Source organism: Scytonema sp. PCC 10023 (assembly GCF_963920835.1).
GTDB lineage: Bacteria > Cyanobacteriota > Cyanobacteriia > Cyanobacteriales > Nostocaceae > Kalymmatonema.
In genome coordinates this window covers 152,634-171,851 of record NZ_CAWUDP010000007.1, presented here as the reverse complement: position 1 = coordinate 171,851, position 19,218 = coordinate 152,634, and the positions used below count along the sequence as shown (strand labels likewise).

Sequence of the window (19,218 nt, the reverse complement as noted above, 5' to 3'; positions counted from 1 at the left end):
AATCTGAAATGGTTTCCAAGGCTATGTAATATTTGCCTATACTTTCACCAACTATTACTCCCCTTTTTGAGTGTAAGATTACCGATGTCGTTTCTTCTCCCCTGCACCGGGTGCACACCTTACGGTAATCTTTGGGCGGGAAAGGAGTAGAGGATTGACAACCAGATAGACACAATAACAAACAAGCCCAATTAGAATCAGCGCTGGCGAAACTCAAAGAAATGAAAGTTTCGACAAGCGTAATTGTTCAACCTTGGGTTTGGGCGCAATGCTCCGACTTTCCTGATTCACGTGAACTTGAAGTCCAACGAAAAGATTTTTAGAACCAAGAACAGGCGGAGTCTACCGTGTCACAGCAGCGACTTGCGTCGTAGTGTCACCCAGTAGCTCAACATAGACAAGTGCTGACCGGGTTCACGAGAGTCGGTAGACTTGTTACGCTGCCAAATTCTCATCTAATCAACAAATCTTTACAATAAATGGGAAAATCGGTAGCTTTCACCTGCGCTTATGGGTTGGTAATTGCGATTGAGCGCAACTACCACCCCTATTAATTTTAATCTTCGTGGTCTTCAAAGGGATCGCTCAATTCCTTGCTAGGAGGGCCAAAAGAGGTGTAGATGGACAGCGCGGTGATTGTAATGACAATAGCACAGACGGAAATGCTAAGAACTATTGCGGGTTCCATGACAAGTATAGATAATGTGTTTTATTCCTATAGAATATTACAGAAGATTAAAAAATGCTTTGGCAACTCATATTAGGTGAACTATGGCACAAAGGACGCGGTTGGGAGATATCCTCAGACCTTTGAACTCTGAGTACGGTAAAGTAGCTCCGGGCTGGGGTACTACGCCCCTAATGGCTGTTTTTATGCTGCTATTTTTCGTGTTTCTGCTGATTATTCTGCAACTCTACAACAAGTCCCTGATCATCCAAGATGTTTCTGTTGACTGGCGGACTTTGGGCGGTAAGTGATGTTTAAAGTTGAAAAGCCTGCATAACAAGTTACGTCACACCCGGTTCGTCCCGGGTTTTTTTGTCCGCTGCTAGCTGTTGGTGATCCGACTATCGCTACTACCGATTACCCACCACCCGCTTACGATTCATTAGACTACATATGTAGGTTTCTAAGTCGGTTTTGAGTTTACAGGAGAAAAACATGAATGTATTTGGTATCGGTTTACCAGAAATGGCTTTAATATTTGTGGTAGCGCTGTTAATCTTTGGTCCTAAGAAGCTACCCGAGGTTGGTCGCAGTTTGGGAAAAGCAATTCGCAGTTTTCAACAAGCTTCTAACGAGTTTCAAAATGAGTTTCAAAAAGAAGCAGTTCAGTTGCAAGAAGCTGTGAAAACAACTGCTGAACTAGAAACCAAGGAAATACAAGCAGCTCAGTTGCCGCAAGACACTGCGAGTTCCGCCCAAAAAAGCTAGACTGAAGGCAAAATGACGGAAGCTATTGCCAAAAAAATGGTGATTCCCCAGCTAATAGTTGGGTTGGGGAACCCAGAACCCAAGTACGACAAAACTCGCCACAATATCGGTTTTGCTGCTGTAGACGCGCTATCTCGTTGTTGGAAGATTCCTTTAGCAGAAAATCGTAAGTTTCAAGGGGAGTATGGCGAGGGAATCGCAGCTACTGGAGATAAAATCCGCTTGCTGAAGCCATTGACTTATATGAATCGTTCCGGACAAGCAATGCAATCCGTGACAAGTTGGTATAAGTTAGAACCTGAATTGGTGTTGGTCATTTATGATGAAATGGATTTACCCTTAGGAAAAACTCGGCTGCGCTTGTCTGGTTCTGCTGGGGGACACAACGGGATGAAAAGCGCGATCGCACATCTTGGAACGCAAAACTTTCCTCGTTTGCGTATCGGTATTGGCAAACCAAAAGGTGCAGCTAACGCCTCGGAATCAGGTAGCGTTTCTCATGTCCTAGGACGATTTTCTGCTGCTGAAAATGAGGTCATGTCTCTTGTCCTCCAGTTTGTCGTGGAATGTGTAGAACTGAGTCTCAAGCAGGGAGTAGAAAAGGCTATGAATGTTTGTAACAGCCGCTCTTTTGATAGTCCTGAGTCTTAGACTGTGTCTATGAATTAAGTATAAATACATAATTTTCTGACTTTACGCATCCGCAACCAAAATAAATCGTACCCCAACAACGGGTACGATTTATTTTGCTTAAGTAATGTATTAAGCAACCGAATGGGTTAAGACTTATTTTATTTCATACGTCGCTTGCGTCTAGCTGCTACTGCCTTGCGTTTGCGCTTTTCTTGTGGTGTTTCAAAATGCCTGTGGTACTTTACATCAGCTAAAATTCCAGCTTTGGAAACTTGGCGTTTAAAGCGACGCAAAGCTGAATCAATGCCTTCATTTTCTCCTAAAAGCACTTGGGTCATTCTTCTTGTTCCTCGTGTTCCTCATAATCAATATCTCCCATTGTAGTGCCGCCTTAACATTGGCGAAACTCCCCTTAAGAAAACTGAGACAGTAGCGGAAGTAGGGGATAAGAATTTTTGACGATTGATTATTGAGTCTGTTGGTCCATTTTGATTGCAAGCGCTAATTGATATAGTTGACGACGGGGAAGCGAAGTCATTTTTGCTAACTGACGGCTAGCCTGCGATCGCGATATTCCCTGACTCATAATCTTTAGCAACTCTGCTTTGAGTTCTTCTTCGCTAAGTTGCGGTTGAGCCGGTGGGGTTCCCGCCACGAGTAAAGTATATTCGCCTTGGGGTTCGCGTTGGCTGTAGTGAGCGATCGCACTCTCAATTGTTCCCCGCCAAAATTCCTCATACAATTTAGTTAACTCCCGCGCTATGACGATTTGGCGAGAAGTGCCGAAAATTTCTGCGAAATCTTGTAAAGTTTCGCGCAAGCGGTGGGGAGACTCGTAGAAAATGAGTGTGCGGGATTCTGTTTCTAGGGATTCTAAATGCGATCGCCTTTGTTGACCTTTAGCTGGCAAAAATCCTTCAAAAACAAATCGATCTGTTGGTAATCCTGCTGCACTCAATGCCGTAATTGCTGCATTGGCACCAGGAATTGGCACGACTGGTATACCAGCCTCAACACAAACTTTAACCAGTTCATATCCAGGATCAGAAATTCCTGGTACACCTGCATCAGTGACTAAAGCAATTGCTTTGCCGTTACTCAGTTGTTCTAATAACTCTGGGATGCGGCTGCTACGGTTATGTTCGTGGTAACTCACCTGCGGCGTTTTAATTTGAAAATGTTGTAGTAGTCTACCCGTGTGGCGCGTATCTTCCGCAGCGATGACATCCACTGTTTGCAAAATTTTTACGGCACGGAATGTCATATCTTCCAGATTGCCAATCGGTGTACCTACCACATAGAGTGTTGCTGGTTTTATGTCCATGCATAAATATTATCTTGTGGGGTGGGCATCTTGCCCGCCAGAAATTAGACTTTTTGCAAAAGTCTGTATTAACTATTCGGAACCACAGATTATTCAGTCTTGACAGGTGTTTCGCCTACTGCACAGAAATGGAAAAACATGGACTATTTGTCGGTTTAGTCACCTTGGACTTGATTTACCTTGCTGAGTCTCCCCCCAAAAATAACCAGAAGCTAGTCGCTGCTGACTATACTGTAACCGCAGGTGGTCCAGCAACTAACGCTGCTGTCACTTTCAGTCATTTGGGCAATCAAGCTACAGTCTTGGGTGTCATAGGTTCTCACCCAATGACGCAGCTAATTAAAGGAGATTTGGCAAATCACAAAGTCGCAATAACTGATCTTAACCCCACTACCCAAAACGCGCCGCCAGTTTCTTCTATTATTGTCACCCAAGCAACTGGTGAACGGGCAGTTATTTCCATCAACGCCGTCAAAACTCAAGCAAGCAGCGAATCTGTCCCGCCAGACATTTTGCAAAACGTTGATATAGTCTTGATTGATGGACATCAGATGACTGCTGGGAATCAAATTGCCCAAATCGCAAAAGCTAAGAATATCCCAGTTGCTATCGATGGCGGTAGTTGGAAACTCGGGTTTGACAAAGTCTTACCTTTTGTAGACTACGCTCTTTGTTCTGCTAATTTTTATCCCCCTAGCTGCCATACTGAGGATGAAGTTTTTACCTATCTGAGTCGAGTTGGTATTCCCCACATTGCCATCACTCATGGAGAAAAACCCATTCGATACCTCCAACACGGTAAGCCTGGCGTGATAGATGTGCCGACAGTACAAGCCGTTGATACACTGGGGGCTGGAGATATTTTCCACGGTGCTTTTTGTCATTACATTTTACGGGAAAGTTTTCCCACTGCACTGGAGCAAGCTGCCCATATTGCTTCTTTTTCCTGTCAATTTTTTGGCACACGCCGCTGGATGCATTCCCGTCAGTAAATTTTTCGCTTGAAACGAAGTGTTAGGTCTTCAGTCTATTGTTCGTCCAACTTGCTTAAACCAGGTAAGCTTGTCCCAGTACCCACGCTGAAAGCGGATTTTCTCATCTATGACATGAAAGAAGCCACAGCCTCTCAAAGTGTACTTTTTACCTACTGTGCCTAATTCCGTTCCATCCCCAACGAATGTGCCACCGCCAGACCATTCAAGAATAGCCCACTCTCCATCCTCAAATAAGTTTTCAATGTGGGTGTAAGTGTCTGGTGTTGAACGGAAGAAGTTGACAAAATCCCTATGAATGGCGCTTTTTCCCTCAAGAGGAGTCCCGATAGCAATCTGAATGTTCACAGCATCTTCGTGGTAAAGTGCGGCTGCGGCGTCTGCATCGTGAACGTTCATAGCGTCCACCCACGCACTAATCACTTGCTTTGGTGTTCTCATGGGTAATTTTCTCGAGCTTAACTATTTATCCAACAGAGTACAGTCGAGCCATCCTTTGGGAATGTGGCTTCCTAAGTAACGGTTTCATATAACACGCTTGCCTGTCATGCTATCCTACTAGTCGTGGGATAGCCTCCTGTGCATATCTCGATATAGCAGTGTGCGGTACAACACTCCTCAATTTGGAACACCACCCCACACGGGGCATTACATCCAATTAGACACCCAAGGGATATAAAGGGACAAGGCAATAAATGAAAGATTTAGAAAAAATCTTAGAATTAACTCGTTCCGTAGGTTGGGGAGCAACAGATATACTGCGCTCCTTCTACCATCAGACTGGCGACTACAATCTAGAAGTGCAGTATAAACAGAATGAGCCTGTCACAATTGCAGATGTAAATGTCAATAATTACATTTTAGATAACCTGCAAGCGGTTTTGGGTCATGATGATTTTGCCTACATTAGCGAAGAAACTTACAAAGTCGAACAAGCGAACCAAGAATGGGTGTGGATCATTGATCCATTGGATGGTACGCGAGACTTTATCGAAAAAACTGGGGAGTATGCAATTCACATTGCCTTAGTCCAAGAAACACGCCCAGTGCTTGCTGTAGTAGCAGTACCTGAAGCTCAAAAGTTGTACTATGCCATCAAGGGAGGCGGTGCTTTTGTGGAAACCCGTGATGGGAAAATACCGTTACAAGTGTCATCACGGGAACGTATCGAAGATTTAACCTTAGTTGTCAGTCGCAGTCACCGCAATCAAAGATTAAATTACCTACTACAACACTTACCATGTCAAAATCAGAAAGCAGTTGGCAGTGTAGGCGGCAAAATTGCTGCAATAGTTGAACAACGAGCAGATGTCTATATTTCTCTTTCTGGTAAGTCTGCCCCAAAAGATTGGGATATAGCTGCCCCAGAACTGATTCTGACAGAAGCTGGTGGCAAGTTCACTCATTTTGATGGTACGCCGTTGCAGTATAACACTGGTGATATCAATCAGTGGGGTGGTTTGCTTGCGAGCAACGGTCAGTATCACGAGGTTTTGTGTCAGGAAGCTGAAAGGATTTTGCAAGCGTGGGAAGAGGTGAAAAATTGATTGCTATGCAAATTTTAAAACTCAATATCTTCCAGTTTCACTCCTTGCCCAGATTGAAGGCTTTTTCTAGCTGATTTAATTTTATAGAGGAAGCGTGGGTTGTTTTCCAAACAGTAATCTAACCAGTCATCTTCTGATTGAAAACCAATGAGTATTCCTGCTGATTTGCCATTGTGAATAATCACAATTTCCTCCTCACCAGCAGACTGCAAATACTTGGATAAATTCTTTTGAATTTCAGAAAGCGCTATTTTCTTCATCGCGTTTCCCCACCTTTTCTAACCAAGCTTCTACTTCAGATTTGAATACAATTGCCAAAATTTCGATTGTGGTTTCTGTAACATCATAAACAATAAACAGGTCATGCACTCGTAACCGAAACTGCGACGGCGACATCCCTCGTAAACGCTTTATCCGATTCTTTCTGGTTTTGGTCGGCTCATGTCGCAGGTATTCTTTTATAGCATCACATACTGTCGAGCGAATATTTGGCTCTAAAGTGCGTAAGTCTTCGACGGCTTCTGGTGAAAAAATGATTTCATAGCTCGTTCTAGCTACGAGTAACGCTAGAATGACAGCTTGCTCAAGTTGAAACCCAGGGGGAATTGAATTCATCAAACCATTAGAATAAAAATACTTCTTTATTAACTTGGAAAAATTGTAAACAGGCAAAGGTAAATCGTAATACCCCCTACTAATTTAACCTTTAAATCACTCGATGAAATCACTCCATCAGTTGAGTTGCCACTTTTCTCACTTCTGTATGAAATTCCCAAAATCAATTATCTACCGTTAAACTTTGCACCCCTGTCATTCTATCTACCGCTGGTTAGTCATTCCCAATCTTTTCTAAAATCCGAAACTCTATCTGTGGATTTAATTCCTCAAGAATTGCTGATTTCCCATCAGGACGAAGTAACAAAGAGTCCTTAATAAACCAGTTGCAGCCCAATGAGAAACACCACAGACAATTAAATAATCACATCTTGGATATCAGTGAGTTATTTTACCGAAAATTTGGGTTTAAAGCCCCGCCCTTGTAGGGCGGCTTTTTATTGACAGCGTGCTAAAAGTATGAAATTATACTATTGCCCGTAGTCTAAAAGGCTCTAGTGAGGCAATATTGGGTACTCCCCAGCTACAATGCTCAGCTTCGTGCTCTTGTTGTAGGAAAGAGATAGAAGTAATTGAACAAATCTTTTCAAACGCGGTCGGGCAGTCCTTGCGAAAAGTGGACGTATCCAAACGGGGATACTTGAATGCAAGATTCAAGTATCTAGGGAGGACGGTTGAAGCAAGAATCCTCAGCATGACGGCTGAGGAGTGTCAACAATTCACCTTGACGAAAGACATGGAAGCGGGGTAAACCAGTTCTCAGGTTAGCCTCTGGTGCAACCATCCGAGGTTGGCGATCGCCCTTTGGGCGGCTCCTCCGGAGCATCGCCAATCTCGGTGACATCTACTAAAACGGAAGCATTATCTTGGTAATTTGAAGAATTCGCCGTCAGCAGTCATTTTTAGGGACGAGAAAGATGTCATTGCAGCAGTACAAAACACATCTGACAGCATTGGTGCTTTTTCTTCAGCTTACGCCATTTCTCACCAACTACCAGTCAACTGCCTCAGCCTTAATAGTGTAGAAGCGACGCCAGAAAATGTAGAAACTGGCAAGTATCAAATAGTACGTTTCATCGGTCTTGTCTCGAAAAAGACGACTTTTGAGGCGACTCAACCATTTATCAATTTTGCTAATAGCAAACCATCACCCTTAATACTGCATAAGTTCGGCTTTGTGTCATCTATCAAATAGAGTATATGCGTTGTTCAAACGTAATAATATTTATATATATATAAAACAACTCAATTTTTCTTAACATTTGAAAAAGCAAATGGTATTGCAGATGTCATTGCTAAAGCAGGCGATGGTGATAGATCATGAAGTAGGGCGATCTAAAATATCGCTCTGTTGTACCTGTACCTTAACCAAACCTTGAATTGAGATATAATTAAAGTTTCCACTGTTTGTTGTCAGTTGGGTGATCTACTATTTTAGGAGTGGAACGTATGAAAAGAGAACATCGACCAACAGTAGTCAATGATCGACTTAGGGACATCATTGCTCATGTAGAATCAACGTCACATACAAACCATCTCAAGTTACTTGAACCCTCTCAGCCCGTACAGACCTTACCAAAGAATAGCAGTTCTTGTGGTGAGGATGGGACTTCCAATTGAAAATATATTGGCAAAAGCAATTAAAGTACGTGTAGGAAGTACCCTATTTAGTATAACCTGAAATCAGTGTTTAGTTTGGCTTTGGATATCCTGGTTAGTTTTGCGATAGTGAGTTAACAACTTGATGTGAGGGGTTTTCTGAAATGTTTGTGACTTGTTACCCCCCTTGCCCCATACCCATAATAGTATAAGGGGCAGGGGATTTGTTTGTTTTACAAAAAATAAATATAGATAATAAATATAGATAAATAGAGTAAAGCGTTCTCTTCTGGCACAATGGTCACAACAGGCGATGAAGTTCTATCTTGCCAAGCTATCCATGACTGTTGCTGTTCACCTAGAAAACGTTTACAAGATTTACAATAATGTTCCCGTGGTCAATGACCTCTCATTTACAATCAATGCGGGAGAAATGTTTGGTTTACTTGGTCCGAATGGTGCGGGGAAATCTACGACAATTCGGATGTTGACCACGCTAACGAAACCAACCCAGGGACGGATAGACGTATCTGGCTATAATGTAGTGTCGCATTCGATATTAGCAAAGCAGCATATTGGGGTTGTGTTGCAGCAAATTAGTGTGGATGACGATTTAACCGTGTGGGAAAATATGGAGCTGCACGGCAGGCTACATCACATTGCTAATCCTGGGCGACAGCGGCTGATTCATCAATGGCTGGAGTACGTTGAACTCGCAACCAAACGCAATGACTTGGTAAAAACCCTGTCTGGGGGAATGAAGCGGCGGCTACAGATAGCAAGAGCGTTGTTACATCAACCGCAAATTCTGTTTCTAGATGAACCAACAGTGGGACTAGACCCCCAAACAAGGCGACGTCTTTGGGAAATTATTCGGGATTTGAACAAGCAAGGGATGACAATGCTGCTTACAACTCATTATATGGATGAGGTGGAGTATTTATGTAATCGCATTGGCATTATGGATAGTGGTAGATTAATTTCTCTTGGCACCCTACAAGAGTTGCGCTCCGCTCATGGCGAAGGTTTGGTCATGAAGCAAACAGGAGACCGTTGGGAATATCTCTTTTTCCCCACTTTGGAAGATGCAAATTTGTACTTAAATCAACAAAATGATAAAACAGGGATGATGGTACGTCCCTCTAACTTAGAAGATATTTTCGTTGAACTCACAGGACGCAAGTTGGATTAATCTTACCCCCTCAAAGTTCGGAGTACGGCTTCTACCCTTGCTACGCCGTCCTGCATACCCTGCTTTTGGTATAAATCCCGGGCTTGTTGAAACACTGTAATTGCTTCTTTTGATTTGCCCTGCTTCATTAAAATATTACCCCGCAACTCATAGACTTGAGGATTTTTCGGGTCAAGGTTGACAGCTTGTTCGTATGCCCATTTCAGATTGTTGTTCTCTCCTAAACGCAACAGAACTGTAGCCAACCCTATATAAGCGTTGACATTACTCCGGTTAGCTTGTATTGCTTGACGGTAGGCTTCCTTGGCGCTCCTGTTATCTCCCAAATTGCCACTGACATAACCCAAAGCATATTGATAATCGCTATTGTTAGGATTAAGGGCAACAGCACGACGGTACGCCTGTAGTGCTGCGGGAAAATTCCCTTGTTGGGCGTAGAGATAGCCAATCCCAGAATAAATCGTGGCGTTTTTTGGTTCTACAGCAGCAGCTCTTTGATAGATGGCGATCGCCCCATTGTAATCACCACTATCTACCAGCCTCCGCCCTTCCTCCAAAAGTCCCTTTAACTCCTGGTTGCTTTGCTGTTGTGGTAGTGCTTCTTGAGCCTGAGCTACCAAGGGTATTGTTGCTACAAAGCTTCCTACTAGGAGAACACTTAATATAAATGATGTTCGATTGTACACAGTAATTTACCTAAAAGTTTCTGCAACTTTTTCCCACAATCTCCGTGGCTGATTGTCCATTAAAACAGATCTATTTGGTTTTGCAAACTCTATTTGTTTACTTTTACAAAATATTTACGATAAATTTCCTTTTGTTCTGTGAAATTACAGTAAATTCGCATTCATTTTTCATATGCTCTGCTTTTCAGGTATCTGCTTCGATGCTTGAAAATCCAAGCAGCAGTATGAGCTGACAGTTATGTTTTTGAGGCAAATGTATGATTTTAACTACGACCGATGTGATTCAAGGAACCATCATTCAGTCATATTTAGGCATTGTAACGGCGGAAGTGGTCTATGGTAGCAATTTCCTGCGAGATTTTTTTGCTAGCATCCGCGATGTTATCGGTGGACGCACGGGTAGCTACGAACGCCTATTTGAGGAGGGTCAGCGCAAGGCTTTAGAAGAATTAGAGCGACGGGCATTACGTTTAGGAGCAGATGCTGTGGTTGGCATTGAAGTCGATACTGGCACAATCAATGTTGACCAATCAGGTGTTCTCATGCTGATTACTGCCACAGGCACTGCTGTGAAACTGCGTTAGTACTTAACAGTTATCAGTTAACAGTTATCAGTTAACAGTTATTAGTTCTTAATTATCATCTGTTCATTAATAACTTGTTAATGGTAACTGTTCAGCAATAACTGTTTTTATATCTATTCATTCCAGAGGTTATGCACTCTAATTGAATAATTAACTTTTCATCAAAAAATATTTATGCTAAACTTATTTTTAGATAAACGTAGAAGAAATAATTTGATATCATTTACCTTTTTGTTAAGTTATTCATACTTAATCAAACTTAAACAAATGTTAGAAAAATCTGATAATTTTTCTGACTAAAGATAGAGCTATTAACTATTTCTACTGATAGATATTTAAAACCATCACAAGCCATTTAATTTTAAGCATTAGCATCAATACCTGAGAAAAAACTTTACTTTAAAGTGGTAAGGGGAAAATAGTCTATGTCATACACAAATCGAGTAGGTGACGAAGTGATTACCGAACCTGTGATCGGTCGAGTAGGTGATTACCATGATCGTGTTCGCTGGGGTCCGATTATTTCTGGTTTGTTGGTTGCCCTAGCAACTCAATTGATTTTGAGCGCCATGTTTAGCGCGATCGCAGCAGGCACTGTTGAAGGTTCAGGTGCACCCAGAACAATTGCACCTAACGCTGCAGGTAATGCGGGAATTTGGTCAACCATCGGTTTGTTGATTTCCCTATTTACTGGTGCTTGGGTTATGGCTCGTGCTTGTGGTCCGATGAACCGCAATACAGCTCTTCTTAACGGCGCAATACTTTGGGCAACAACTTTAGCGTTAAGCTCTTGGCTATTAGCAAGTGGAGTATCAGGTGCTTTTGGTGTTGCTGCTTCTAATGCCGGAGAAGTTATTAACCAAGTGCAACAGCAAGGTGGTGTGAATATACCGCAAAACACACGCAACGTAACTGCCCAAGAAGCTCGTGAGATTGCAGCAAATGTACGTTCGGGATTGTGGTGGTTTGTATTTGGTTCTTTGTTAGGTTTACTTGCTTCAATGATTGGAGCTGCTGCTGGAACTCGCAGTCCGCGCACAACCCATCGCGCCTAAAAACTTCTTGAGAAAAAATAAATATCTCTACCTTGTTTTTCTAGCACCTTAGTGAAGGTGCCTTTTTGTTATCAAAATTTTGGGTCTAAAACCCCGTCCTTCCAGGACGGCTTTATTGACAAACACGATTTCCGAGTGAGACTATTTAATACAGAACAAATGCTTTTAAGTATAAGCAAGCAACGGAATAGATACAAATAAGAATAGTATCACGTAAGCAAAGCTAACGCTAAGCCGCGCTTGTGAAAGCTTAAAGGAAAAATAACGCGCCAAGCTAAAAAACGAGTAGGGAGGGGCACTCCCGAATTAACGCTTCAGGAGTTGTGACCAATACTTTTGTAGGTGAAAACCTATAAAAGCAAGTTGTGACGTTGAATGAAGAATCCTCGCCCTTGTAGGGCGGGGAGTGTCAATTCATGGTAGTTTGTAACAACTAACAAATGTAGAGACGCGCTGTTTGAAGCGTCTCTACAACTAACTACCACTTCAAGTACGCTGCCTCAATTCCTTGTTCTCGCCGAATCTTCCCATCTTTTTCAAACCAAGCAATCACCTGCTGGGAAGTCAAATCTTCAATCTTCACTTCATAGTCTTGGGCAATTTGCTTCAAAAGCCGCAGTGATGAGATTGTTAATCTGGTTAAAAATTTCTCCGGTGAGGAAAGCAAAGCCGCATCTACTTTTGCTGACTCCTCTAGAGTTAAAAATTGTGTTGTTGGTTGCTGTGATGGTAACTCCATAACTTTTCTCTAAAATTTAGTCAAATTTAGTAGTTGTAACGGGTGATGATTCATCACAGATTGGTAAAGTCTATTACTAATTACCTATAATTCATGACCTAGACTTAATATCAAGTGCCCACTGGTTGGGGCTACTTATTTAATGGAAAAAACTTAAGCTCAGTTTTTTCGCTGTTGGACTAAATAGCCACAGCGATGTTCGCCGTTAATAATCCAGTGGGTACGCTCTACAGTACAATCTGGTAAAACTGCGGCAAACATTTCCAATTCATGACCGCAGATGCTGGGAAAAGACTCTGCAACATCAGAAATCGCGCAGTTGTGTTCCATTAAAATAAATTGTTCGCCTTGTGATGACTCACTCGAGTCTACGGGGTGACACTCAGCCATATAGCCTTCAGCTTTTCTCAGTTCTACCAAAGTTGCCACCCTCTGTGATAGTGAAGCATTTCCCAAGCGTTCTCGATATTCTTCTGCCTTGCGTTCCCACTGCTTTCGTAAAATCGAACTGACTTGGTCGCGTCCCACTGTTTGAGCTAATGTATCCAGTAGAGAAACGGCAAATTGACCGTAGCTATCGGCAACTTCCTTACTCAGGCGATCGCGTCCTTGACGAGTCAATTGATAAATGTGTTGCGGACGCCCCATCCCCCCCTGCACTGACAAAGAGAAATAAATCAGTTGCTCCGCCTCTAGATCCTTAAGATGACGACGAATTGCTTGGGGGCTAATATCGAGATCTTCGGCTAGCTCAAAAGCTGTAGCCTGCGAGTGTTTCAGGAGATATTCTAGGATATCTTGCTTAGTTGAGGACTGCTGGGTAGTCACCATCATCGTCCCAAAAATTCATTTTATTTGAAGAAAATATGATTTTGACAACAATGTTGTTGTTAATCTAGCTTAAAATGAAGATAAGTTAAACAACAAAGTTGTTGCTTTAGTCTCTATACTAATTTTAGCAGTCGCGTAACCACTTGGTTACTGAATATGGGACTCAGCTACAAAAAGCCCGTCTCCCATCCTTAAAGAGATTCCCAACTGAGAACACAAGAGAAAACTACCGATGAGTGCCACTGTCAAAACCTTAGTCAACCAGCCATACAAGTACGGCTTTATCACCGATATTGAAGCCGACATGATTCCGCGTGGACTAAACGAGGACATCATCCGCCTCATCTCCGCCAAGAAAAACGAGCCGGAGTTCATGCTGGATTTTCGCCTGAGAGCTTTTCGCCAGTGGCAAAAGATGACAGAACCAACTTGGCCAAGCGTTAAGTATCCTACGATTGATTATCAGAATATCATTTACTACTCAGCGCCGAAACAAAAGAAACAAAAGCTTAACAGCTTGGACGAAGTTGATCCAGCTTTGTTGGAAACCTTTGAAAAGCTAGGTCTTCCCCTGTCAGAACAGAAGCGACTGGCAAACGTTGCCGTTGATGCGATTTTCGATAGCGTTTCTATCGGTACCACCTTTAAAGAAAAGCTGGCGAAAGATGGTGTCATTTTCTGCTCAATTTCTGAAGCATTGCAGGAACATCCAGAATTGGTGCAGAAGTACTTGGGTAGCGTTGTCCCAGCCGCAGATAATTACTTTGCAGCTCTCAATGCCGCCGTATTCAGCGATGGTTCCTTTGTCTATATTCCTAAAGGCGTAAAATGCCCAATGGAACTGTCTACCTACTTCCGCATCAACAACGGTGAAACTGGACAATTCGAGCGGACACTGATTGTTGCTGAAGAAGGTAGCTATGTCTCCTACCTGGAAGGCTGCACCGCGCCGATGTATGACAGCAACCAGCTACACGCCGCTGTCGTAGAACTCGTCGCCCTCGACAACGCCGAAATTAAATATTCCACCGTGCAGAACTGGTACGCAGGCGATGCGAATGGCAAAGGCGGTATTTACAACTTCGTCACCAAGCGCGGTTTGTGTCAAGGTGTCAATTCCAAAATTTCCTGGACACAGGTAGAAACGGGTTCTGCTATCACCTGGAAGTATCCCAGCTGCGTGCTGGTGGGTGATAACTCCGTGGGTGAATTCTACTCCGTGGCGCTGACAAATAATATGCAGCAAGCCGATACCGGTACAAAGATGATTCACGTTGGCAAGAACACCCGCAGCACGATCATTTCTAAGGGAATTTCTGCTGGTAATTCTAGTAACAGCTACCGGGGTTTGGTGAAAATCAATCCCAAAGCGCAAGGGGCGCGGAACTATTCCCAGTGCGACTCGATGCTAATCGGGGATAATGCCCACGCGAATACTTTCCCTTATATTCAGGTACAAAATCATACGGCGAAGGTGGAGCATGAAGCTTCTACTTCCAAGATTGGGGAAGACCAATTATTCTACTTTGCACAGCGGGGCATTTCGTCGGAAGATGCGATTTCGATGATGATTAGCGGCTTCTGCAAGGATGTGTTTAATCAGCTACCGATGGAGTTTGCGGTGGAAGCTGATAAGCTGCTAAGTCTGAAGTTGGAAGGTAGTGTAGGTTAATTGTTTGTAGTCAGCACTTTAGTGCTTTGAAACTGCTAAGAAAAAAGCGCTAAAGCGCCTACTACGAACCAAAAAGAGAAGAGAGAGAACAAGCATGATTATTGAGAATAGTGAAATTGTGCTGTCTGTACGGAATTTGACAGCTGATGTTGATGGAACACCTATTCTTAAGGGTGTGAACCTTGAGGTACGCTCGGGTGAAATCCATGCCATTATGGGACCGAATGGTTCTGGTAAGAGTACTTTTTCTAAGGTTTTGGCTGGACATCCGGCGTATGAGGTGACTGGCGGTGAGGTGATTTTCCAAGGACAGAATTTACTGGAAATGGAACCAGAGGAACGCGCCAGAACTGGTATATTTTTGGCGTTTCAGTATCCGTTGGAAATTCCCGGTGTGAGCAATTTGGATTTCCTGCGGGTGGCTTACAATTCCCGTCGCAAGGCGCAGGGTTTAGAGGAATTGGATGCGTTCGACTTTGATGATTTGATTGAACAAAAGCTGGATGTCGTGAAGATGAATCCTGCTTTCCTGAGTCGAAGTTTAAATGAAGGTTTCTCCGGTGGTGAGAAAAAGCGCAACGAGATTCTGCAAATGGCGCTATTAGAACCGAAGCTGGCAATTCTGGATGAAACAGATTCGGGTTTGGATATTGACGCGCTAAAAATTGTGGCGAACGGAGTGAATCAGCTGGCGAGTCCAGAAAATGCCACGATTATGATTACTCACTATCAGCGGTTACTCAATTACATCGTGCCTGATTACGTTCATGTGATGGCTCAGGGACGGATTCTCACCAGTGGCGGTAAGGAATTGGCGCTGGAGTTAGAATCTCGCGGTTATGACTGGGTTTTGGAAGAGAATGCGGCTGAGGTGGGTGTGTAATGTCTATTCAAGTTTCTCCCAGTCCGGTTCCTAACTCAAATCCAGTAGATTTGGCATCGACTGTGTTGGATAGGGATGCTTATCTGGCTGAGTTGTTAAATCAGGTTGTCCAGACACGCCATAGCGCGTCTGTTGAGGTTGATGCTTGGTTGCAGGAGTTACATGAACGTGCGGCGCTTTGGGTACGTAAATCGGTTCTCCCCACCAACCGCGATGAAGAATGGCGCTTCACTGATTTATCCTCTTTGCGGAAAGTGCAATTTAATGTAGAGACGCGCCAGGTTGCGTCTGTACAAAAAGATACGCTGCTACTACCAGAAGCTGCTAACAGTCGCTTGGTGTTCGTTAACGGGGTTTATGCGCCTGAGTTATCAGCGGTTGCAGATTTGCCTGATGGGATTGTGGTAAGCAATTTGACTAATTTGCCTGTAGAGACGCGCCATGGCGCGTCTCTACAATCACGCGTGCAGGAATATTTGGCTCAAACTGAGGGAGCGCATGAGGTGTTTACCGCCCTCAATACCAGTGGAATGACTGATGTTGCGGTGGTTTGGGTGGCGAAGAATGTGGTGGTGGAAACACCAATTCATTTGGTGTTTGTTGCTGCTGGTGAGTCTCCCTCGATTTCTCTACCGCGTTGTTTGGTGGTGGCGGAGACTGGTAGTAGTGTGACTTTGGTGGAAGAGTATACGAACCGCAAAGACGCGAAGAACGCCAAGGAGGAAGAGAAGAGGGTTTACTTTACCAATGCGGTGACGGAGATTTGGGTAGAGGAAAATGCTCAGGTAAGTCACACTCGACTTGAGGAGGAAGGTGCAGAGGGTTTCCATATTGGGAAGACTGCTGTTTCTCAAGCTCGTTACAGTCGATATACCTGTCATGCAATAACTCTTGGTGGGAAGCTGTCGCGTCACAATTTAGAGATTTTGCAAACTGGTGAGCAAACAGAAACTACCCTCAATGCGTTGACAATGATTGGGGGGAACCAGTTGGCGGATACTCACAGCGCGATCGCCCTTAATTATCCTTATGGTAGAAGTCAGCAATTGCACAAGTGTATTGTAGGCGATCGCGCTCATGCGGTGTTTAACGGCAAAATTTTTGTTCCAAAACCCGCACAGTTGACAGATGCAGCACAGTTGAACCGGAACTTGCTGTTGTCACCTAAAGCCAGAGTTGATACCAAGCCCCAATTGGAAATTACCGCAGATAACGTAAAATGCGCCCACGGTGCTACCGTTAGCCAGTTGGAAGATGATGAAATCTTCTATCTGCAAAGCCGAGGTATCGATGCGAATGATGCTCGCAACTTATTAATTAACGCCTTCGCCGCCGAAATCATCAACCAAATACCTGTACCCTCTTTGCGAGAAAGACTCACACAAACCGTCAACAGTTATCAGTCAATAATTAATGACTAATAACTCATGACTCATGACTCATGACTAATTACTAAAATGACGTTTACCCAAGAAAAAACCCTTGCTGATATAGTCCGTGGTGACTTCCCCATATTACACCAGGAAGTCAACGGCAAACCCTTAATTTACTTCGACAACGCCGCCACGTCGCAAAAACCTTTGCTCGTACTCAACACTCTGCGAGACTATTACGAGCAATACAATTCCAACGTGCATCGTGGCGTGCATATTCTCAGCGCCAAAGCCACCGAAGCTTACGAAGCAGCACGCGACAAAGTTGCTGCGTTCGTCAATGCTGCATCGCGCCAAGAAATTGTCTTCACCCGCAATGCGAGTGAGGCGATAAACTTGGTTGCTTACAGCTGGGGAATGAGCAATTTGCAACGAGGAGATGAGATTATCCTCTCGGTGATGGAACACCACAGTAATTTGGTACCCTGGCACTTTGTAGCACAAAAGACGGGTGCGGTGCTGAAATTTGTGGAACTGGCTGCAGAAGAAACTTTTGATTTGGAACAGTTCAAGAAACTGATTTCTGACAAAACGAAATTGGTGTCAGTGGTGCATGTCTCTAACACTTTAGGTTGTATTAACCCTGTAAAGGAGATTTGCGAAATTGCTCATAAATATGGCGCAAAAGTATTAATTGATGCTTGCCAAAGCGTCCCTCATATGCCTATCAACGTGCAGCAAATTGACTGTGATTGGTTGGTGGCTTCTGGTCACAAAATGTGCGCTCCAACAGGGATTGGCTTTTTGTATGGTAAGTTAGAATTGCTGCGATCAATGCCTCCCTTCTTGGGTGGTGGTGAAATGATTGCGGATGTATTTTTAGACCATTCTACATACGCAGATTTACCCCATAAATTTGAAGCGGGTACACCTTCAATTGGAGAAACAATTGCTCTTGGTGCAGCAGTAGACTACTTGAGTGGGATTGGTATGGATAAAATCTATGCCTACGAATCAGAATTGACTGGCTATCTATTCGAGCAGCTAGAACAAATTCCACAAATTCGCATCTACGGTCCTAAACCTAAAGTAGCAGGTTTGGGTAGAGCGGCTCTTGCTGCATTCACAGCCGGAGAAGTTCACGCTAACGACATATCTACATTATTAGACCAAGAAGGCATTGCAATCCGTTCTGGACACCACTGCACTCAGCCATTACACCGCCACTTAGTTATTCCGGCGACTGCACGGGCAAGTCTATCTTTCTACAATACCCGTGAAGAAATTGATATTTTCGTCAAAGCTTTGAAGGAAACGTTAGATTTCTTTGGCGGGTTCTTAAGTTAAGTTGATGATAGACAATACAACTCTTGCATAAGTCAATTTTTTTGAAATTAAACCACAGATGTAGGCGTAAGCCGTGCCGTAGGCTACACAGATGGACACAGATAAATATCGGTGTCCATCTGTGGTTCAAAAATTCATAAAGAGTTGAAATTTTATCAGTTGGTAGAAGGGCAATATGTTGAGCGCGAGTTTAGTATTGCTTTTCCCACAGTATCAGTTAGTGAAATAAGCAGATTTATTGAGCAGAGTAAAACCGTGGGGGAAATTGCTGTGCTCAAATCATTTCGCTCTTGGGTGAGAGGGAAAATATTATAGTTGGCTGGTGATTAGACTTCTTGCAAAAATATGATTAATGGATATTTAGAACCACAGATGCACACGGATTAACACTAGTTAATTATCTGTGTGCATCTCTTGTTAATGTGTGGTTTCATTAGACTTCTTACAAAAGTCGAAAAAAAAGAATAATTAACCACAGATGGACGAGGCAGTGCGTTGCTCTGGTTCCCAGAGTTGAAGCAACTGCCGTACAGATGGACACAGATGGAACTCACGTTCCGCAAGGGGTCTATTTTCTCCACATTTGACTACGGGCTTCGTTTGTGTAGCCGCATGCTTCTAGAGTGTCGGCACAAAAATCAACTTCAAGTATTAGGATCTACCGCTAAACTCAAAAATCCATCTGCTATGATCGCGGGTTCGTCAAAATCA

Annotated in this window: 24 protein-coding genes and 1 pseudogene; 15 read left to right on the top strand and 10 right to left on the bottom strand. The window is 43.4% G+C overall.

The window, feature by feature from the left end; genetic code table 11:
* Positions 1–556 precede the first annotated feature (556 nt).
* Entirely contained in the window at positions 557–688 is a 132-nt protein-coding gene (gene psbN, locus ACM0OZ_RS06915) for a photosystem II reaction center protein PsbN (RefSeq protein WP_071838312.1), read from the bottom strand.
* A gap of 83 nt (positions 689–771) precedes the next feature.
* On the opposite strand from psbN, the gene psbH reads away from it, so the two are divergent.
* The 3 genes from psbH to pth all read left to right on the top strand — a co-directional run bounded on the left by psbH (position 772) and on the right by pth (position 2,086).
* Positions 772–978, top strand: a complete 207-nt coding sequence (gene psbH, locus ACM0OZ_RS06910) for a photosystem II reaction center phosphoprotein PsbH (protein WP_069350974.1) — start codon at positions 772–774, stop codon at positions 976–978.
* Positions 979–1,162: 184 nt separating this feature from the next.
* Positions 1,163–1,435, top strand: a complete 273-nt coding sequence (locus ACM0OZ_RS06905) for a TatA/E family twin arginine-targeting protein translocase (protein WP_041034563.1) — start codon at positions 1,163–1,165, stop codon at positions 1,433–1,435.
* Positions 1,436–1,447: 12 nt separating this feature from the next.
* Positions 1,448–2,086, top strand: coding sequence for an aminoacyl-tRNA hydrolase (gene pth / locus ACM0OZ_RS06900; RefSeq protein WP_414582056.1), 639 nt, complete (start codon positions 1,448–1,450; stop codon positions 2,084–2,086).
* Positions 2,087–2,226: 140 nt separating this feature from the next.
* On the opposite strand, the gene rpsU is transcribed toward pth, so the two are convergent.
* Positions 2,227–2,406 (bottom strand): 30S ribosomal protein S21, encoded by a 180-nt coding sequence (rpsU, locus tag ACM0OZ_RS06895; protein ID WP_096561188.1) that lies wholly within the window; start codon positions 2,404–2,406, stop codon positions 2,227–2,229.
* A 128-nt stretch (positions 2,407–2,534) separates the two neighbouring features.
* Positions 2,535–3,392, bottom strand: coding sequence for a 16S rRNA (cytidine(1402)-2'-O)-methyltransferase (gene rsmI, locus ACM0OZ_RS06890; RefSeq protein WP_414582055.1), 858 nt, complete (start codon positions 3,390–3,392; stop codon positions 2,535–2,537).
* Between the two features lie 128 nt (positions 3,393–3,520).
* Here rsmI and ACM0OZ_RS06885 point away from each other — a divergent pair, with 128 nt between their 5' ends.
* Positions 3,521–4,384: a sugar kinase gene (locus ACM0OZ_RS06885; protein WP_414582054.1), complete on the top strand. Its 864-nt coding sequence runs from the start codon at positions 3,521–3,523 to the stop codon at positions 4,382–4,384.
* Between the two features lie 30 nt (positions 4,385–4,414).
* Here the strand turns inward: ACM0OZ_RS06885 and ACM0OZ_RS06880 are convergent, their stop codons facing one another.
* Positions 4,415–4,825: a nuclear transport factor 2 family protein gene (locus tag ACM0OZ_RS06880; protein ID WP_414582053.1), complete on the bottom strand. Its 411-nt coding sequence runs from the start codon at positions 4,823–4,825 to the stop codon at positions 4,415–4,417.
* Between the two features lie 254 nt (positions 4,826–5,079).
* Here ACM0OZ_RS06880 and ACM0OZ_RS06875 point away from each other — a divergent pair, with 254 nt between their 5' ends.
* The gene (locus ACM0OZ_RS06875; RefSeq protein WP_414582052.1) at positions 5,080–5,931 is read left to right on the top strand and encodes a 3'(2'),5'-bisphosphate nucleotidase CysQ family protein; all 852 of its coding nucleotides are present in this window, start codon (positions 5,080–5,082) and stop codon (positions 5,929–5,931) included.
* A 14-nt stretch (positions 5,932–5,945) separates the two neighbouring features.
* On the opposite strand, the gene ACM0OZ_RS06870 is transcribed toward ACM0OZ_RS06875, so the two are convergent.
* The 3 genes from ACM0OZ_RS06870 to ACM0OZ_RS06860 all read right to left on the bottom strand — a co-directional run bounded on the left by ACM0OZ_RS06870 (position 5,946) and on the right by ACM0OZ_RS06860 (position 7,372).
* Positions 5,946–6,191, bottom strand: coding sequence for a prevent-host-death protein (locus ACM0OZ_RS06870; RefSeq protein ID WP_414582050.1), 246 nt, complete (start codon positions 6,189–6,191; stop codon positions 5,946–5,948).
* The gene (locus tag ACM0OZ_RS06865) at positions 6,169–6,546 is read right to left on the bottom strand and encodes a type II toxin-antitoxin system RelE family toxin (protein ID WP_414582048.1); all 378 of its coding nucleotides are present in this window, start codon (positions 6,544–6,546) and stop codon (positions 6,169–6,171) included. Before ACM0OZ_RS06865 ends, ACM0OZ_RS06870 begins: the two co-directional genes overlap by 23 nt.
* A gap of 661 nt (positions 6,547–7,207) precedes the next feature.
* Positions 7,208–7,372 (bottom strand): hypothetical protein, encoded by a 165-nt coding sequence (locus ACM0OZ_RS06860; protein ID WP_414582047.1) that lies wholly within the window; start codon positions 7,370–7,372, stop codon positions 7,208–7,210.
* Positions 7,373–7,420: 48 nt separating this feature from the next.
* Here ACM0OZ_RS06860 and ACM0OZ_RS06855 point away from each other — a divergent pair, with 48 nt between their 5' ends.
* From ACM0OZ_RS06855 to ACM0OZ_RS06845, 3 genes are all read left to right on the top strand, one after another.
* Positions 7,421–7,741, top strand: a complete 321-nt coding sequence (locus tag ACM0OZ_RS06855) for a hypothetical protein (protein WP_414582046.1) — start codon at positions 7,421–7,423, stop codon at positions 7,739–7,741.
* 254 nt (positions 7,742–7,995) lie between these two features.
* Entirely contained in the window at positions 7,996–8,166 is a 171-nt protein-coding gene (locus ACM0OZ_RS06850; protein ID WP_414582045.1) for a hypothetical protein, read from the top strand.
* Positions 8,167–8,485: 319 nt separating this feature from the next.
* On the top strand, positions 8,486–9,337 hold the full coding sequence (locus ACM0OZ_RS06845) for an ABC transporter ATP-binding protein (protein WP_414582044.1): 852 nt from the start codon (positions 8,486–8,488) through the stop codon (positions 9,335–9,337).
* A 2-nt stretch (positions 9,338–9,339) separates the two neighbouring features.
* On the opposite strand, the gene ACM0OZ_RS06840 is transcribed toward ACM0OZ_RS06845, so the two are convergent.
* On the bottom strand, positions 9,340–10,023 hold the full coding sequence (locus ACM0OZ_RS06840; RefSeq protein ID WP_414582043.1) for a tetratricopeptide repeat protein: 684 nt from the start codon (positions 10,021–10,023) through the stop codon (positions 9,340–9,342).
* 257 nt (positions 10,024–10,280) lie between these two features.
* On the opposite strand from ACM0OZ_RS06840, the gene ACM0OZ_RS06835 reads away from it, so the two are divergent.
* Positions 10,281–10,607, top strand: coding sequence for a YbjQ family protein (locus tag ACM0OZ_RS06835; protein WP_414582042.1), 327 nt, complete (start codon positions 10,281–10,283; stop codon positions 10,605–10,607).
* A gap of 425 nt (positions 10,608–11,032) precedes the next feature.
* Positions 11,033–11,662 (top strand): hypothetical protein, encoded by a 630-nt coding sequence (locus ACM0OZ_RS06830; RefSeq protein ID WP_414582041.1) that lies wholly within the window; start codon positions 11,033–11,035, stop codon positions 11,660–11,662.
* A gap of 478 nt (positions 11,663–12,140) precedes the next feature.
* Here the strand turns inward: ACM0OZ_RS06830 and ACM0OZ_RS06825 are convergent, their stop codons facing one another.
* Together ACM0OZ_RS06825 and sufR are read right to left on the bottom strand one after the other, a co-directional pair.
* Positions 12,141–12,401, bottom strand: a complete 261-nt coding sequence (locus tag ACM0OZ_RS06825) for a hypothetical protein (RefSeq protein ID WP_414582040.1) — start codon at positions 12,399–12,401, stop codon at positions 12,141–12,143.
* 159 nt (positions 12,402–12,560) lie between these two features.
* Positions 12,561–13,232, bottom strand: a complete 672-nt coding sequence (gene sufR / locus ACM0OZ_RS06820; protein ID WP_414582061.1) for an iron-sulfur cluster biosynthesis transcriptional regulator SufR — start codon at positions 13,230–13,232, stop codon at positions 12,561–12,563.
* Positions 13,233–13,464: 232 nt separating this feature from the next.
* Here sufR and sufB point away from each other — a divergent pair, with 232 nt between their 5' ends.
* The 5 genes and pseudogenes from sufB to ACM0OZ_RS06795 form a co-directional block, all read left to right on the top strand.
* Positions 13,465–14,904, top strand: a complete 1,440-nt coding sequence (gene sufB, locus ACM0OZ_RS06815; RefSeq protein ID WP_414582039.1) for a Fe-S cluster assembly protein SufB — start codon at positions 13,465–13,467, stop codon at positions 14,902–14,904.
* 94 nt (positions 14,905–14,998) lie between these two features.
* Positions 14,999–15,787 carry a Fe-S cluster assembly ATPase SufC gene (gene sufC / locus ACM0OZ_RS06810; protein WP_414582038.1) on the top strand — a complete coding sequence of 263 codons (789 nt, stop codon included), beginning with the start codon at positions 14,999–15,001 and terminating at the stop codon, positions 15,785–15,787.
* Positions 15,787–17,208: a Fe-S cluster assembly protein SufD gene (sufD, locus tag ACM0OZ_RS06805; RefSeq protein ID WP_414582037.1), complete on the top strand. Its 1,422-nt coding sequence runs from the start codon at positions 15,787–15,789 to the stop codon at positions 17,206–17,208. Before sufC ends, sufD begins: the two co-directional genes overlap by 1 nt.
* 36 nt (positions 17,209–17,244) lie before the next feature.
* On the top strand, positions 17,245–18,507 hold the full coding sequence (locus ACM0OZ_RS06800) for a SufS family cysteine desulfurase (RefSeq protein ID WP_414582036.1): 1,263 nt from the start codon (positions 17,245–17,247) through the stop codon (positions 18,505–18,507).
* 141 nt (positions 18,508–18,648) lie between these two features.
* Positions 18,649–18,822: pseudogene (locus tag ACM0OZ_RS06795) on the top strand (Uma2 family endonuclease); the annotation flags it as partial.
* Positions 18,823–19,218: the final 396 nt, after the last annotated feature.

Bases quoted from the DNA above. Each gene is read 5' to 3' on its own strand.
- psbN (WP_071838312.1), bottom strand. From the start codon at position 688: ATGGAACCCGCAATAGTTCTTAGCATTTCCGTCTGTGCTATTGTCATT.
- psbH (WP_069350974.1), top strand. From the start codon at position 772: ATGGCACAAAGGACGCGGTTGGGAGATATCCTCAGACCTTTGAACTCT.
- ACM0OZ_RS06905 (WP_041034563.1), top strand. From the start codon at position 1,163: ATGAATGTATTTGGTATCGGTTTACCAGAAATGGCTTTAATATTTGTG.
- pth (WP_414582056.1), top strand. From the start codon at position 1,448: ATGACGGAAGCTATTGCCAAAAAAATGGTGATTCCCCAGCTAATAGTT.
- rpsU (WP_096561188.1), bottom strand. From the start codon at position 2,406: ATGACCCAAGTGCTTTTAGGAGAAAATGAAGGCATTGATTCAGCTTTG.
- rsmI (WP_414582055.1), bottom strand. From the start codon at position 3,392: ATGGACATAAAACCAGCAACACTCTATGTGGTAGGTACACCGATTGGC.
- ACM0OZ_RS06885 (WP_414582054.1), top strand. From the start codon at position 3,521: ATGGAAAAACATGGACTATTTGTCGGTTTAGTCACCTTGGACTTGATT.
- ACM0OZ_RS06880 (WP_414582053.1), bottom strand. From the start codon at position 4,825: ATGAGAACACCAAAGCAAGTGATTAGTGCGTGGGTGGACGCTATGAAC.
- ACM0OZ_RS06875 (WP_414582052.1), top strand. From the start codon at position 5,080: ATGAAAGATTTAGAAAAAATCTTAGAATTAACTCGTTCCGTAGGTTGG.
- ACM0OZ_RS06870 (WP_414582050.1), bottom strand. From the start codon at position 6,191: ATGAAGAAAATAGCGCTTTCTGAAATTCAAAAGAATTTATCCAAGTAT.
- ACM0OZ_RS06865 (WP_414582048.1), bottom strand. From the start codon at position 6,546: ATGAATTCAATTCCCCCTGGGTTTCAACTTGAGCAAGCTGTCATTCTA.
- ACM0OZ_RS06860 (WP_414582047.1), bottom strand. From the start codon at position 7,372: ATGCTCCGGAGGAGCCGCCCAAAGGGCGATCGCCAACCTCGGATGGTT.
- ACM0OZ_RS06850 (WP_414582045.1), top strand. From the start codon at position 7,996: ATGAAAAGAGAACATCGACCAACAGTAGTCAATGATCGACTTAGGGAC.
- ACM0OZ_RS06845 (WP_414582044.1), top strand. From the start codon at position 8,486: ATGACTGTTGCTGTTCACCTAGAAAACGTTTACAAGATTTACAATAAT.
- ACM0OZ_RS06835 (WP_414582042.1), top strand. From the start codon at position 10,281: ATGATTTTAACTACGACCGATGTGATTCAAGGAACCATCATTCAGTCA.
- ACM0OZ_RS06830 (WP_414582041.1), top strand. From the start codon at position 11,033: ATGTCATACACAAATCGAGTAGGTGACGAAGTGATTACCGAACCTGTG.
- ACM0OZ_RS06825 (WP_414582040.1), bottom strand. From the start codon at position 12,401: ATGGAGTTACCATCACAGCAACCAACAACACAATTTTTAACTCTAGAG.
- sufR (WP_414582061.1), bottom strand. From the start codon at position 13,232: ATGGTGACTACCCAGCAGTCCTCAACTAAGCAAGATATCCTAGAATAT.
- sufB (WP_414582039.1), top strand. From the start codon at position 13,465: ATGAGTGCCACTGTCAAAACCTTAGTCAACCAGCCATACAAGTACGGC.
- sufC (WP_414582038.1), top strand. From the start codon at position 14,999: ATGATTATTGAGAATAGTGAAATTGTGCTGTCTGTACGGAATTTGACA.
- sufD (WP_414582037.1), top strand. From the start codon at position 15,787: ATGTCTATTCAAGTTTCTCCCAGTCCGGTTCCTAACTCAAATCCAGTA.
- ACM0OZ_RS06800 (WP_414582036.1), top strand. From the start codon at position 17,245: ATGACGTTTACCCAAGAAAAAACCCTTGCTGATATAGTCCGTGGTGAC.